Here is a 14,191-nt window from a genome sequence, read left to right on the forward strand (position 1 = left end):
AGAAGAATCATTTAAAAGTAGGCTTACCTATGAGTAATATTAATAATAAAAAACCACTAACAGAGTTGACCAATAAGTTGCATGACTTAAAAGATGAGTTTGGCAATCGTATTGAAGACAGTAAATTCGATTCGTGGCTCCAAACTATTAAAGAAGACGTTGGCGATAATATTGAGATGTTTGCCCGTAAAGCGCGCGGCGTATTCAATCCCAATCTGGTCGATATGCAGCTAGAAGACATTCAATCTCTTATTTTGCGTGAGCGCCCTAGCCCTTATTTCGGTACAGTTATCGCCGTCAAAGTCAATAATGCCGCCGTTGGACGACAAATGCTTGCCCAAGTTTTGCCCGATGTGACGGGCAGCAAAGAGTGGCATAAAGACATGCAAGCGACACTGTCTATCGTTATGACTTATGAGGGGCTAGAAGCATTGGGTGTGCCGCAATCCTCCTTAGAGAGCTTTCCTGATTCCTTTAAAGCAGGTATGGCGAATCGTGCCGATAAGTTGCGCGATACCGATGGCAATGATCCTGAAAACTGGATGGCACCTTTTGGTGATAAAGGGGATATCCATGTTTGCGCTGCAATCATTGCCGATAGCAAAGAAAAATGGCAAGCAAAACTTGCTGAACTAAAAGAAAACATGCAAACGCATATCGACTATGAGCATCCTGCCAACGGTGATATCGAAATCCTCATGGAACACGATTTTGGTTCTGACAACAATGTCAAAAATGTCTTTGGCTATCGTGATGGTATCAGTAATCCAGAGATTAAAGGCAGTGGTATCCAAACGCCGCCGAGTAGCACGAACGAAGCCATCGCAGCGGGTGAGTTTGTCTTGGGTTATGAAGGAGAAGCTGGCACGATTCCACCGATGCCGCAGCCAGAGATCTTGGGCAAAAATGGCTCGTTTATGGTACTACGTGCTTATAATAGCCATGTTGCTGCCTTCAATAAATTCCGCAAAGATAACACCGATAGCGAGGAAGAAGCTGAGCTTTTAGGCGCAAAAATGTGGGGACGCTGGCGTTCTGGTGCGCCCCTCGCCTTGTCCCCTGATCATGATGACGAAGCGTTGGGAGACGATGCAAGCCGTAACAATGATTTCGGCTATAAAGACGATCCCTACGGTAAAAAATGTCCCTTCGGTGCCCATGCACGGCGCATGAACCCAAGAGACAGTAAGGACTTTATTTTATCTGATGTACGAATTCATAGAATTGTCAGACGTAGCGTCGGCTTTGGCGAAGTATTACCGCCTGATGTGACCGAAGACGATGGCAAAGAGCGCGGTTTATTTTTTATTGGTATCAATGCTCATGCGATGGAAACAGTCGAATTCTTACAATCACAGTGGATTAACGACGGCAACTTTATGAGCCTAGGAGAAGAAAAAGATCCAATGATAGGCTTGCATCATAGTAATAAAAACAGCGATGCGAATACTTTTACTGTGCCTGATGATCCTATTCGCAAACGCTATCATGGTATCGAAACTTTTAATACCTTGTACGGCGGTGAGTATTTATTTATACCAAGCTTATCAGCACTAAAATGGATCAGCCAGCTGTCGTAATAGGATAATAATCCTACAGGTTTCGTACATTCTATTACTTATTTATATCTTACAATTGTTCGCCCTTTAAATAAAAGCTATAAACTTTTTATCAATCTATCTCTCGGTGCTGTTCAACCATTTCAACACCCCCACTATTATAATAAATAGGAAAAACCATGTTAAAGAAATTATTTAAAGCCAAATTTACGCCTTACGATGCTAAGTATATTCAGCTAACAGCAAAAGATGAGCAGAACATTCGTGTGATTACCGATGATATCAAGAAATACATCGCTAGGAGCGACGATGCCAGTAATATTGGTTACCATACCCGCGATGCCCATGCCAAAGGCTATTGCGCACTCAAAGCTAAGTTTGAGATTTTGGATAATATCCCAAAAGAATATGCCCAAGGTCTGTATGCCACATCAGGCATTCATGATGCCGTGATTCGTTTTTCTAATGGCGCCTCACGCGTTTCACCTGACCGTAAATTAGGGTTAGCACAAGGACTGGCTATCAAAGTTTTTGATGTACCGGGCGAGAAGCTAGCACCAGGTGAAGAAGATAGTACGACTTTTGATTTTAACTTGATCAATCATCCGGTGTTCTTCTGTAATAGAATCGAAGATTATGCCTATATCTCTAAGCTTTTTTTAGAGCTGCCAGATTATGCTGAAAAAGGCGCGAGAGGCAAAGCAAAACTGGCTTTTAACTGGCTAACCAATTACGGCTCAAGACTACCAAGCAAAGAATCATTTAAAACGTTTAAAGCGCTCGGCGGTTTTACGACGATTGAGTCTAAAAACACCTTACTTTACGATTTTCACTCGCAAGGAGTAGTACGTCATGGTGATTACATGGCCAAAATCAGAGTTACGCCAACAGCAGCATCTACTAAGAAGATAACTCGCCGTGATTTAGATGTTAACGCAAGCCAAGAAGCGATTCGTCCATTGATCATCGAAGAGATACGTGAGCATGATTATCAGTTTGACGTCCAGATTCAGCTTTGCCGTAACCTGAAAAAGCAACCCATTGAAGAGATTACGACTGAATGGAAAGAGTCTGACGCGCCCTTTGTGACGGTCGCAACATTGACGATTCCGTGTCAAGATGTGCCAGATGATGGCAATTTTGAGATTATGGAGAACTTGTCCTTTACACCGTTTCGCTGCTTAGCAGAAAACCGGCCTATTGGTAATCTACAACAGTCGCGCCTAAAAGCTTATCAGATCGCGTCGGAGACTCGTCATAAACTTAATGATGTCAAACGCCAAGAGCCTAAGAGCTTAAAGCAGACTTTTGATAAATCGTTCTTTTAAGTTTTAGATGTAGATTTAGAGGATGCTGAACATACTATTGTCCGTACGACCTCATCAAATAATTAACCAAAAAATCGGTCTTTTATAGGCCGATTTCTTAATAAGGTTGGGTTATTTTTTTAGTGTCTAGGGTCTGTTGAACATTCAAATGTGGCAGTGGCGGTGGCTATTTTTTAGACAATACGCAGTGAAATTTTTGACGCCTAGTCGTTCTAGGTTAGACAATTTCGCCATGTATTGGCAAATAATTGCAGACTACAATATAACATCAAGCAAAGTTTGTACCGCCCTATTTGCTGCGTCGATAGCACCAGCGATATAACCAGGAAATGCTTCTGACCATTCACTTGCGCTGCCCGTTATACCATCTTGCCATATGCCTGTTTTTGGCTTGGCAGTAGGTGCTACGGCATGCTGATCTGTGCCACTGGCATCAGCAGGTATTGCAGTCAATGGGTCTTGCGCCCAATCTTTTAGATATTCAGCCGTTGGTGTCTCTGCCTGCACCCCAAATAGACGTACCAGCTGCGCTCGGCAATGGGCTTTCAGCTCTGTTTCAGAGACGCTTTGGCGAACATGAGCAGGAACCCCAAAGAAGCCAAATAATGCCCCATCGCCCTCTAGCAAGGACGCATCATGAATCTCAGTAAGCGGTCCTACTGCACTGCGCGCTGAACCCGATAGTCCTTGATTCCGCCAAAATGGTGAATCATAAACCGCCACATATTTGGCATGTGGCGCCATCCACGTCGCAGTCTCTTGCCATTCATTTGCTACATCTAGCGGTAAAGCAGGTTCAAATATGATATTACTGACCGCCAAGCGAGGCGGTAGCGCAAGCAACACATGCTGCGCTCGATAAGTAGTTATTTGACCATTTGTCATGTGTTCAGAGCTGCATTCGCTCTCTATTTTGATATAGTGATCAGTCTTGGTTAAGCGCCTTACTATCTGTCGCGTTACGATACGCTTGGCATCTAAGCGCGCGTATAAAGCATCAGTTAGAGCCGTCATTCCACCCACGAGGCGCATAGATGGTGGCGAACTCTGATAGCTTTGAGTACGGCTAGGTAACTCATTGGCAGCACGCTCAACCATCATGTCGCCTTCTTCGAACTGAGCGAAACGTGTCAAATCTAATGCCTCAATCAAATCACTTAATTGCGGCTGATACTCTGGCCAAAACCACGAGGGCCCTAAGTCGAAGCCATCGTTTGATTTTTCATTATCCACACTTTGACTACTAGCATTCTGATCTACTGATGATTTCGCAATAGCGATGCGCCCGCCCACTCTATCACGTGCCTCAAGCAATATATAATCGATGCCTCGTTGCTCTAATAAAAATGCCGCATATAGACCACTTAAGCCACCGCCAACAATCACAATAGGTAGGTTTTGCATAACAAATCATTCCTGCTCAATAAAGATTATTCAGCCAATAACTTGGTCAGCAGCTCGTCTATCTCAACCTTAAACTCTTTATCTTCAATCTTATTGGCCGTGATTTTGGCATTTTGCAGACTTTGAATAGCCGCTTCTTTGTTACCTGTCTCAAGCTGTAGCACCGCCATAGAAAAAGCAATCGACGACAGATGATCTTTCGAATTGATCGCCGTGGCTTTGGTTAGTGCTTTGTCATAAAGGACCAGTGCTTCGTCCAAATCTTCTGTAAAGTCAGCAAGCGTTTCCCACTGCTCTGGATGATCTTTGTCTGTGTTTTCGTTATCAGTACAGATGGCTTTTAGCTCAGCATAAAACGCATCAAACGCTGCTTGATTGCCTATACGGTCGGCCTCCAATAACTCTTCAGCTAACTTATAAATAGATTTATATATTTTGGTATTAATCATTGCTTACAACCTTTTATTAACTTGGGGTATAGATTATTTGGTTAGGATTATAACGTAATTCTAGGGCGTGTCCTCATTTTAAAAATGGTGATAAAAATGAGATAAATTGCAGTCAAACAAGGAAAATAGCGCAGATAATATCGGGATATTAACCAGCTATTTAACGATGTTTGGCAAAATTTAGCCATTTTTAGCCCGTTTAGATATGATCAATTGAATTGAGGACACGCCCTAGCGGCTCAGATGATTGCCACAGAAAAGGACACGATATTTATATGGCCGTTATTCAGATTACTATGAACCTTATTAAGGTTGCTATTAATGCTACAACTCTCGCCAGTGTAACCAAAGCCGCGTATCTAGCTCAAACTGGTGATATTCAGGCTCCATATGGCAGCATAATTGATAAAACGCTTTGTTGTGCTCATGCTCTTTAAAATGCGCCAATTCATGCACGACGATCATGCGCAAAAACTCAGGCGGCGCTTCTTGAAATAAGCTCGCCACGGTGATGCTATTATGCGATTTCAGCTTACTGCCCTGTACGCGAGACTGAGTGGTATGAATACCCAGCGCATGTTTTAAGACTTTTAATTTACTGCTATAACTGACATTCGATAACGGGCCAACTTTGCGCATATATTGGTTTTTTATCTCATTGATATACTGATAAAGTGCTTTATCGCTTTGTACTTGGTGCTGAATAGGATACTTGTTTTCTAGGTACTCTCCTAGCCTACCATCACTAATGAGTAACGCGGCTTGGGTTTGAATTTGCTCAGAATAATGAGCGATGTACTTGAGTGTGGTCACAAATTTATCCTTTGCTGGTACTTCAAATTTTGTCTGTCTAGATTTTACCCTATATCTACTATCTGCCTATCATTGGTTCATAAATAAACCCCATAAGTTGAATCCAACTTATAGGGTTATCTATTACAATACTTTTATTTAGAACCTACCACGTATAGATAGTTTTATACGCGATTGCCAGTGAATCCATTAACGCTCTAAATGCAGATACTGCAAATGGCGCTCGTACTGATTTAAGATATCAACCAATACCTGCTCTTTTGAGTAGCCAACCAAGTCATACTCTTGCGAGCCTTCACTTAAGAACACTTCCGCACGGTAGTAGTATTCTGCATGCTTGGTAGATGTGCTCAATGTAAAGTTAGGACGATGAGCTTTAATCAGATTGACTTCATAAATAAAGTCATCTTCATCGCCATGACCGACACGCAGCTTTAGACCGTCTACCTGACCACTGTCTTGATCCATACCTGCATCGATATCTTCGCCGATACTAGCAAGGTTTTTGGTATCTAACGAGGTTTTGAGACCACCTGCTTTAAACTCTTTTTCGACCTCAGACATCGCTGGCATCACGACATTATGCAAGAATTTTTCAACCTGTGCATGGCCTGGAAAACTCACAATACGTTGCAAGCGCGCTTTCCAGCTCTTACCACTGTCCAACACATTTGCCGTGCCGATTGTACTGGCTTTACGCTTGTTACCTTCTTCTTTTAGCGACTTCCACATAGACATCATGTAAAGCACAAGAATGATAGAGAATGGCAAGCCTGCAATGACAGAGACAGATTGCAATGAGGCAAAACCACCTGCAAATAGCAGTCCTAACGTAATAAGACCAGTCGCTGCTGCCCAAAACAGACGTAACCAAACAGGAGCATCGGTATCATTGGTCATACCTCTTGAGCTCAAGTTCGCTAATACTAAAGCGCCTGAGTCAGCAGAAGTCACAAAGAAAATAAGACCAATAACCACACCAGCAAATGACAATACTTCACTGTAAGGGAAGTATTCAAACAGCGCAAACATGCCCATTGCCGCATCATTGACCGCGATTTCGCCAAGCTCTGTTGCGCCATTGGCAACCAAATCTATCGCTGAATTACCAAAGATAGAGAACCATGCGAAGATAAAACCAAGCGGAATAAACATCACACCAAATACAAACTCACGTAGAGTACGGCCACGGCTAATACGCGCGATAAACAGACCGACAAATGGTGCCCAAGCAACCCACCATGCCCAGAAAAATATCGTCCACCAAGATTTCCACTCGGCACCAGCAGCACCGTCATAAGCATAAACGTCAAAGGTTTTATAAATGATGGTTTGAAAATATTGACCGATATTTTGAGTAAAGGTATTTAATAGATACACCGTATTGCCCATTACCAATATGGCAAGCAACAAGAGTATTGACGACAGCATGTTGAATTCAGATAGACGACGAACGCCTTTTTCGACACCTGTCATCGCAGAGATAGCAGCGGCAGCGACAACGCCGACGATGATCAGTGCCTGAACCGTTTTGCTAGATTCGATACCGAACACATGGGTCAAGCCAGCATTGGCCTGCAATACCCCAATACCTAAACTGGTTGCAATACCCATCAACGTACAGACGACACCGAAGGTATCAATACCATCGCCTAACCAACCTTTGATTAAACGTTCACCAAATATCGGTGTCAACGGCGAGCGTAACGCGAGTGGCATGTTTTTGCGATAAGCAAAGTAAGCCAATGCCATCCCGATTAGCGCATAAATGCCCCAGCCATGTAGACCCCAATGTAAAAAGGTCTGCGCAAGTGCTTCACGCATGGCCGCCTCACTGGCAGGCTCGAGCCCCGTATGCGGCGTTAGATAATGCATCAACGGCTCAGACGCACCAAAGAACAATAAATCAATGCCGATACCAGCAGAGAACAGCATCGCCGCCCACGCTAGAAAGGGAAACTGGGCTTTTTCGTGATCTTGACCAAGCTTGATATCACCATACTTGGAGAAGCCAACGAATAACGCAAATATACTATAAGCGGCAACTACCAACATGTAATACCAGCCAAAACTCTCTGATACCCATGCCATACTTGAGCTTAATAATGCCTCACTATAATCTGGAAATGCAATTGTCCAGATTATTAATAAAATAGAAATAATAGCTGAACCTAAAAAAACCGTCTTATTTAGAGTCAGGGGTTTCGTCGCATCTTTTGATGGCGAGCTGTACATAAAAGACCTCAATAGGTAAATTAAACAGGGTCTGATATTGCTTTGTCCGTCATAACCTTATGACTGATAACCGCATGACATATAAATAACCGCATGACGCACAAAGCAGTACCAATAAATAAAATTTGCTACCTTTAAACTGTTAGAAAAATAGCAAAGCAAACGATAAACAGAGGCAGCCTTAAAAGCTTCATCTGCTTAACATTAGCGCGGATAAAAAAGACCTTTACTATGAAAGGCCTTCTTATTGAAATTGTCTTATATTATTCATTGTCCAATAGCTTAGACAGTCGTTTAGACAACAGAACTGTAATTACGCATCGGCTCCGCTCTGAGCGGCGCGCCATTGGCAACATAATAGTCTGCTGTTGAGCGTGGCAGCTGCACACCGCGCATCTTATCAACGATTTTTTCTGCCAGCATAATGGTGGTGGCGTTTAGGTTGCCGCTGATGATATTTGGCATAATCGAAGCATCGACCACGCGTAGGCCATCGATACCATGTACCAGCCCTTCACCATTAACCACTGAATCATTGTCTTCGCCCATCGGACAAGTACAAGAAGGATGATAAGCCGTCTCACTGTGGTTACGGACATATTCATCCAACTGCGCATCGGTCACCAAATCATCGGTCGGCGCAATAGCACGACCGCGATAAGGGTCAAGCGCTGGCTGATGCATAATCTCACGCGTGATACGCATCGCCGCGCGGAACTCTTGCCAATCTTGCTCATGCGACATATAGTTAAATAAGATACTCGGATGCGCGCTTGGGTCTTTTGAGGTCAGCTTAACGCGACCACGACTTGGCGAGCGCAATGAACCTACATGTGCTTGGAAGCTATGGGAGTTCACCGCACTGCGACCATCATAACGCACCGCTAATGGTAGGAAATGATACTGAATATTAGGATGGGTAAACTTCTCATCGGTACGGATAAAGCCGCCGCCTTCGAATTGATTAGACGCGCCAAGACCGGTACCCATAAACAACCATTCAGCACCAATTGCTGGCTTATTCCACCATTTATTGGCAGGCGCAATTGAGACCGGTAGCTTACATTCGTACTGCATATACAGCTCTAGATGGTCTTGTAAATTATTACCGACACCCGGCAACTCTAAAACCTCGTTGATACCCAAATCTTTAAGCCATTGACCAGGACCAATACCTGAACGCTGTAATAACTGAGGTGACGCAATCGCGCCCGATGAAACAATCACTTCACGAGACGCGTAGAATTTTTTGGTTTGACCTTGATGGGCGACTTTAACGCCGACAGCACGTTTGCCATCGAACAAAATCACGTCAGTCAATGCACCCGTCAAAATGGTAATATTGCTACGCGGTTTGGCGCGGTCGAGATAACCGCGAGCGGTTGAGGCGCGGCGACCATTAGGCGTGACAAAACGATCCATCGGCCCAAAGCCTTCTTGCTGATAGCCGTTTAAATCATCGGTACTTGGATAGCCTGCTTGCACCCCTGCTTCGATCATCGCTTGGAACAGCGGATTGACCCCTGGTTTTGAAGTGGTCATCTCGACAGGACCACCGACGCCATGATAGTCATTTTCGCCAGCATCGCGATTTTCTAACTTTTTGAAATACGGCAAGCAGTCTAAATAGGTCCAATCTTCTAAACCTTTGATTTGAGACCAATCGTCAAAATCTAAGGCATTACCACGGATATAACACATCCCATTAATCAGAGACGAGCCACCTAACCCTTTACCGCGACCACAATCCATGACGCGGTTATTCATATAAGGCTCAGGATCGGTCTTGTAACCCCAGTTATAAGTAGTACCTTGCAACGGCATAGCGAGCGCCGCTGGCATCTGCGTGCGAAAGTCTAAGCGATGGTCTGGACGACCCGCTTCTAACAGCAACACCTTAATGTTGGCATCTTCGGTCAAACGGGTGGCCAGCACATTGCCTGCTGAGCCTGCGCCGACGATGATGTAGTCATATTCAGGTGTGGTTGATGTCATAAAATGCTCCATAATATAGTCTGTTTAAAATAAGAATTAATAAAATACAATTTATTAAAATACAGACTCAAACGCGCCCAACTCTACTTGAATAGATTTGGTCTGTGTATAGTGCTCAAGGGCTTCAATGCCATTCTCACGGCCAATACCCGAATGCTTATAACCACCAACTGGCATTTGCGCTGGTGACTCACCCCACGTATTTAACCAGCAAATACCGGCTTCAATCTGACCGATCACTCGATGCGCGCGAGTCAAGTCCGCAGTCACCACCCCTGCTGCCAAGCCGTACTCGGTATCATTGGCACGGCGAATGACTTCTTCTTCGGTCTCATAAGTCAATATCGACATCACTGGACCAAAGATTTCCTCACGTACAATAGTCATATCATCGCTGCAATCGGTGAACACCGTCGGTGCGACAAACGCGCCATTGGCAAGATCGCCTGACATGATGCGTTCGCCGCCAGTTAATAGACGCGCGCCGCCCTCTTTACCTTGCTCGATATAGCCAAGCACTCTTTCCATATGCGTAAAGCTGACCATTGGACCTATATTGATGTTCTCATCCATTGGATCGCCCAATTTGATACGATTGGCGCGCGTTAAAATAGCCTCTTCAAATTTGGTTTGTAACGCTTTAGGAATAAACACGCGCGTGCCATTGGTACAGACCTGACCACTGCTATAGAAGTTCGCCATCATCGCAATGTCAGCAGCGGTATCGATATCGGCATCATCAAATATGATTAATGGCGACTTACCACCAAGCTCTAAGGTCACATCTTTAAGAGACGATGATGCCGCGCTCGACATGACTTTTTTACCAGTCGGCACACCGCCAGTAAACGATACTTTGGCAATATCAGGATGCTGGGTTAATGCTTCGCCCACTTCATAATTACCTTGCACGACGTTAAAGACGCCATCTGGTAAGCCCGCTTCGGTAAATATTTCCGCCAGTTTTAAGGCGGTTAATGGCGTGACTTCTGATGGTTTAAAAATCATCGCATTACCTGCGGCCAACGCAGGACCCGCCTTCCACATAGCGATTTGGATAGGATAGTTCCATGCGCCAATACCAGCGACTACGCCAAGCGGCTCCTGACGAGTATAAACAAAACTGCTATCACGCAGCGGAATCTGACGACCTTCAATCATTGGCGCGAGCCCTGCATAATACTCAACGACATCAGCACCAGTGACGATATCGACATACTTGGTCTCAGAGTAAGCTTTACCCGTGTCTTTGGTTTCAAGTAACGCCAGCACATCGTTGCGTTCGCGCAGGATGGCTACTGCGTTTAACAAGATACGACTACGTTCAACTGGCGTCATTGCCGCCCAAACTTTTTGACCTTTTTGCGCCGCTTTTACCGCTTCGTTAATCTGCTCAGTGCTCGTTTGCTGAATGGTGGCAAGCACTTCACCCGTCGCTGGATTAATATCTTCAAAGGTAGCTAATGAATCATCGACAGCCAGATAACGCCCGTTAATATAGGCAGTTTGTACTTGTTCTAAATCGATAATGTCTGTTAAGTTATTTAGATTTGGGTTCGGATTTGGGTTTGGGTTTGTCTTTGAATCTGTCATGAGTTCTCCTATCGACGACTGGCAACAGCTTTATACAAAAGCTAATACCAAATAATTTCGTCATGGTTTAAGTTTTAAAAATAAAATTTACGTGGTTCTTTCTTAAGGTTTCTTTAATGAGTTATTTGAGAGCGGCGTTTTAATCATCCTCAGGTTGCGTCATTTTTATCAAACGCGCGCGTAATGATTTTTTGTCCGATATATTAATTCCTGAAAAATCAGAAAGCCAAATACCATCAGCGACCAAACGCACCATACATAGCGTTTCAGTATTATCGGTTGCTTTATGCTTTTCCAATTGCTCATTCGACCACGCAGCCCACAACTCACGCAGCTCGCTATCACCCAGCATCAATACATACAAAGTGGCTTGATTATCAAACTCTTCCTGCCCTTTTTCGCCCAAGCTAATCGTGGCATCGATATAAGCGCGGGTGAAAGAACCATAACGCACAGGGTCTTGCGCCATAGCTTGATTGACTTCTGCCTCAAACTTCGCCATCGCATCATGAAACACTTCAAGAATGAGCGCATTCTTAGTAGCAAAGTGATGCATCACGCCACCTTTGGTCACCCCGACTGCATCAGCAACGGCTTGAAAGGTCACTTTAGACAGCCCCTGCTCTAACGTGATTCGTGCCGCTTGATCTAGCAGTGCACGGCGCACCATTTCTGGCTGTTTTTTACGTTTATAAGGGTTTTCTGTTTCCATCTTTATTTCCATGTTTGTTTTCACCTACCTGTCAGTGCACCACAGAGTTAGACAGTAAGTTCATTACAATGACACCGCCGACAATCATCGCAATGCCTACCACCGCTGCGGTATCGAGATTTTGCTTAAAAAACAGCAAGCCCACGAGCGAGGTCAAAACAATGCCCAATCCGCCCCACAGCGCATAAGCGATACCAAGCGGAATGGTTTTGAGAGTTTGGGTCAACAAATAAAACGAGATAGCATAAAGCACGCCCATAATCAGGGTCGGCACCAAACGCGTAAACTGCTCTGACTTTACTAAAAATGTCGTGCCAATCACTTCACAAATGATAGCAATGGCTAGGTAGCCGTAAGCAATAGTGGTAGGACTCATAGTTAAGATACCTGCTTCAAATCATGCATATCTTCTCGATTAAGCATAAGTTAGTCTGCATAAATAGTTTGAGTATGCATTAAAGAAACCATACGGTCGGTATTGTATAGAAATAATTTAGCAATGTGAAGGGCTGGTTTATGCTATTTTGTTTCATTGCATACAAACGATTGTCTTATTATTCAAAATACTAAGTCGAAAATCTACACGATTTATCTGATTAAATTGCAATTATGATTTTATAATCATTCTGCATAGATAAGGATTTCAGCTATTTTTAGCTCATTTAGCATGACTATTGAGTGAATTGAAGACACGCCCTAGCCAATAAATAAAAATTGTAAAGGTCAAAATGTGCCAAAGCAGTTCGTTTTATCAGGGATTACCGGTTATTTTTGACAGATTACGACAATATTTATAATTAATGGCGTAATAAGGTTGACAGCCTATAACTACTTGGCTAAAATGTGCTCCTCTTAACGCAAACAAGCAATGCTTTTTAGCATCATGTTTGTTGAACTTGTCGTTATGACCGCTTATTCTCCAATAGCTCAGTTGGTAGAGCAACGGACTGTTAATCCGTGTGTCCCTGGTTCGAGCCCAGGTTGGAGAGCCATATACTAAAAACCTTCATCATTATTTGATGAAGGTTTTTTTATGTTGCCCGTTTTATGGTAATAATATTAGCACTGCCGTGGTGTTCTTTTAGGCGTTTTTGTTGTATGGTAAGGATAGTTTGATTGAGTCAGTTTTCGTCTGAGTGCTTTACTCCTACTCACTAAAAGTAATGGTTTATTATGATACCTGTACGTATAAAAAATAAGTTTTCTGATCATCCGCAAAAAATCATGCGTCCGGTCAGTATTCGCTTGTCTGAAGAAATGATTGAGCTGTTAGAAGCGACCTCATCGGAGTTGGGATTTAAACGTATCCAAGGACTGATTCGTCTATATATTCGTCAAGGTCTAGACCGTGACCATCAAGATTATACCTTAGCGCATGACGAAGTATTTATCGAGACCTTGCGTAAGCGCGGTGTCAGTCAACGCATCATCGATGAAGCCATTGTGGTAACCCATAATAACAATATCACTCACCCACTCTCTAAGCTACAGAACAACGATTAATCTATATTGTTATCGTCAATTCTTTTAATCCGTTACTATAGTCAACCCCACCTAAAAGTGTTATAAACTAACTATCAAATTCAATTGTTATTATAAAGACCATGACTTACTCGCTAGATTTTCGCAAACAAGTACTAAAAAGCTTAGACGAGGGTATGACCTTTGCCGAGGCAGCTGAGTTTTATAATCTGAGCCCAACCACCATACAAAACTGGAAGCGGCGTGTTCATAGTAAAACAACCAGGCAAACCAAGCCCTATAAAATACCAGATGATGTGCTACTTAATGATGTCAAAGAGTATCCCGATGATTACCAGTATGAGCGAGCACGTCGTCTAAACTGTAGTAAAACAGGCATTTATCATGCCCTAAAGCGCCTTGGTATCAGTCAAAAAAAAGACCTTAGAGCATCCAAAAGCGTGTCCGATCAAAAGAGCGATATACCACAGTAAGCTTGATATCTTTAAACAACAAGGCTATCCCATTGTTTATATGGACGAAAGCGGCTTTGAGCACGAGACCATTCGCTCTCATGGCTATGCACCGATTGGTGAGCCTTGTATCGATAGCTACAACTGGCAAGGTAAAAGGCGAACCAAC

The 14,191-nt window shown here is 43.6% G+C and carries 12 protein-coding genes and 1 tRNA gene; 5 read left to right on the forward strand and 8 right to left on the reverse strand.

What is annotated here, in order from left to right:
• Positions 1–29 precede the first annotated feature (29 nt).
• Together HQR03_RS02235 and HQR03_RS02240 are read left to right on the forward strand one after the other, a co-directional pair.
• Positions 30–1,580 carry a Dyp-type peroxidase gene (locus tag HQR03_RS02235; protein WP_173238978.1) on the forward strand — a complete coding sequence of 517 codons (1,551 nt, stop codon included), beginning with the start codon at positions 30–32 and terminating at the stop codon, positions 1,578–1,580.
• 158 nt (positions 1,581–1,738) lie between these two features.
• Positions 1,739–2,887 carry a catalase family protein gene (locus tag HQR03_RS02240; RefSeq protein ID WP_173238979.1) on the forward strand — a complete coding sequence of 383 codons (1,149 nt, stop codon included), beginning with the start codon at positions 1,739–1,741 and terminating at the stop codon, positions 2,885–2,887.
• 255 nt (positions 2,888–3,142) lie between these two features.
• Here the strand turns inward: HQR03_RS02240 and HQR03_RS02245 are convergent, their stop codons facing one another.
• The 8 genes from HQR03_RS02245 to HQR03_RS02280 all read right to left on the reverse strand — a co-directional run bounded on the left by HQR03_RS02245 (position 3,143) and on the right by HQR03_RS02280 (position 12,464).
• On the reverse strand, positions 3,143–4,291 hold the full coding sequence (locus tag HQR03_RS02245) for a flavin monoamine oxidase family protein (RefSeq protein WP_025650598.1): 1,149 nt from the start codon (positions 4,289–4,291) through the stop codon (positions 3,143–3,145).
• Between the two features lie 26 nt (positions 4,292–4,317).
• The gene (locus HQR03_RS02250; RefSeq protein WP_173238980.1) at positions 4,318–4,740 is read right to left on the reverse strand and encodes a tetratricopeptide repeat protein; all 423 of its coding nucleotides are present in this window, start codon (positions 4,738–4,740) and stop codon (positions 4,318–4,320) included.
• Between the two features lie 324 nt (positions 4,741–5,064).
• Positions 5,065–5,553 carry a YgjP-like metallopeptidase domain-containing protein gene (locus tag HQR03_RS02255; protein WP_173238981.1) on the reverse strand — a complete coding sequence of 163 codons (489 nt, stop codon included), beginning with the start codon at positions 5,551–5,553 and terminating at the stop codon, positions 5,065–5,067.
• A gap of 189 nt (positions 5,554–5,742) precedes the next feature.
• Positions 5,743–7,788, reverse strand: a complete 2,046-nt coding sequence (gene betT, locus HQR03_RS02260; RefSeq protein ID WP_173238982.1) for a choline BCCT transporter BetT — start codon at positions 7,786–7,788, stop codon at positions 5,743–5,745.
• A 294-nt stretch (positions 7,789–8,082) separates the two neighbouring features.
• A complete protein-coding gene (gene betA, locus HQR03_RS02265) occupies positions 8,083–9,783 on the reverse strand; it encodes a choline dehydrogenase (RefSeq protein ID WP_173238983.1) in 1,701 nt (566 codons plus the stop codon).
• A gap of 54 nt (positions 9,784–9,837) precedes the next feature.
• The gene (gene betB / locus HQR03_RS02270; protein WP_217271521.1) at positions 9,838–11,376 is read right to left on the reverse strand and encodes a betaine-aldehyde dehydrogenase; all 1,539 of its coding nucleotides are present in this window, start codon (positions 11,374–11,376) and stop codon (positions 9,838–9,840) included.
• Between the two features lie 139 nt (positions 11,377–11,515).
• Complete coding sequence (locus HQR03_RS02275; RefSeq protein WP_173238993.1) at positions 11,516–12,088, reverse strand: TetR/AcrR family transcriptional regulator; 573 nt, start codon at positions 12,086–12,088, stop codon at positions 11,516–11,518.
• A 31-nt stretch (positions 12,089–12,119) separates the two neighbouring features.
• Positions 12,120–12,464, reverse strand: a complete 345-nt coding sequence (locus HQR03_RS02280; protein WP_025650605.1) for a DMT family transporter — start codon at positions 12,462–12,464, stop codon at positions 12,120–12,122.
• 540 nt (positions 12,465–13,004) lie between these two features.
• Between HQR03_RS02280 and HQR03_RS02285 the strand changes: the two genes are divergently transcribed.
• The 3 genes from HQR03_RS02285 to HQR03_RS02295 all read left to right on the forward strand — a co-directional run bounded on the left by HQR03_RS02285 (position 13,005) and on the right by HQR03_RS02295 (position 14,043).
• Positions 13,005–13,080 (forward strand) — tRNA-Asn (locus HQR03_RS02285).
• A gap of 181 nt (positions 13,081–13,261) precedes the next feature.
• Complete coding sequence (locus tag HQR03_RS02290) at positions 13,262–13,591, forward strand: CopG family transcriptional regulator (protein WP_173238984.1); 330 nt, start codon at positions 13,262–13,264, stop codon at positions 13,589–13,591.
• 101 nt (positions 13,592–13,692) lie between these two features.
• Complete coding sequence (locus HQR03_RS02295) at positions 13,693–14,043, forward strand: IS630 transposase-related protein (protein ID WP_173238985.1); 351 nt, start codon at positions 13,693–13,695, stop codon at positions 14,041–14,043.
• Positions 14,044–14,191: the final 148 nt, after the last annotated feature.

Origin of the sequence: Psychrobacter okhotskensis (assembly GCF_013248965.1) — a bacterium.
GTDB classification, from domain to species: Bacteria; Pseudomonadota; Gammaproteobacteria; order Pseudomonadales; family Moraxellaceae; genus Psychrobacter; species Psychrobacter okhotskensis.

Coding starts and splice junctions, on each gene's coding strand:
- HQR03_RS02235 (WP_173238978.1), top strand. CDS start 30: ATGAGTAATATTAATAATAAAAAACCACTAACAGAGTTGACCAATAAG.
- HQR03_RS02240 (WP_173238979.1), top strand. CDS start 1,739: ATGTTAAAGAAATTATTTAAAGCCAAATTTACGCCTTACGATGCTAAG.
- HQR03_RS02245 (WP_025650598.1), bottom strand. CDS start 4,291: ATGCAAAACCTACCTATTGTGATTGTTGGCGGTGGCTTAAGTGGTCTA.
- HQR03_RS02250 (WP_173238980.1), bottom strand. CDS start 4,740: ATGATTAATACCAAAATATATAAATCTATTTATAAGTTAGCTGAAGAG.
- betT (WP_173238982.1), bottom strand. CDS start 7,788: ATGTACAGCTCGCCATCAAAAGATGCGACGAAACCCCTGACTCTAAAT.
- betA (WP_173238983.1), bottom strand. CDS start 9,783: ATGACATCAACCACACCTGAATATGACTACATCATCGTCGGCGCAGGC.
- betB (WP_217271521.1), bottom strand. CDS start 11,376: ATGACAGATTCAAAGACAAACCCAAACCCAAATCCGAACCCAAATCTA.
- HQR03_RS02275 (WP_173238993.1), bottom strand. CDS start 12,088: ATGGAAACAGAAAACCCTTATAAACGTAAAAAACAGCCAGAAATGGTG.
- HQR03_RS02280 (WP_025650605.1), bottom strand. CDS start 12,464: ATGAGTCCTACCACTATTGCTTACGGCTACCTAGCCATTGCTATCATT.
- HQR03_RS02290 (WP_173238984.1), top strand. CDS start 13,262: ATGATACCTGTACGTATAAAAAATAAGTTTTCTGATCATCCGCAAAAA.
- HQR03_RS02295 (WP_173238985.1), top strand. CDS start 13,693: ATGACTTACTCGCTAGATTTTCGCAAACAAGTACTAAAAAGCTTAGAC.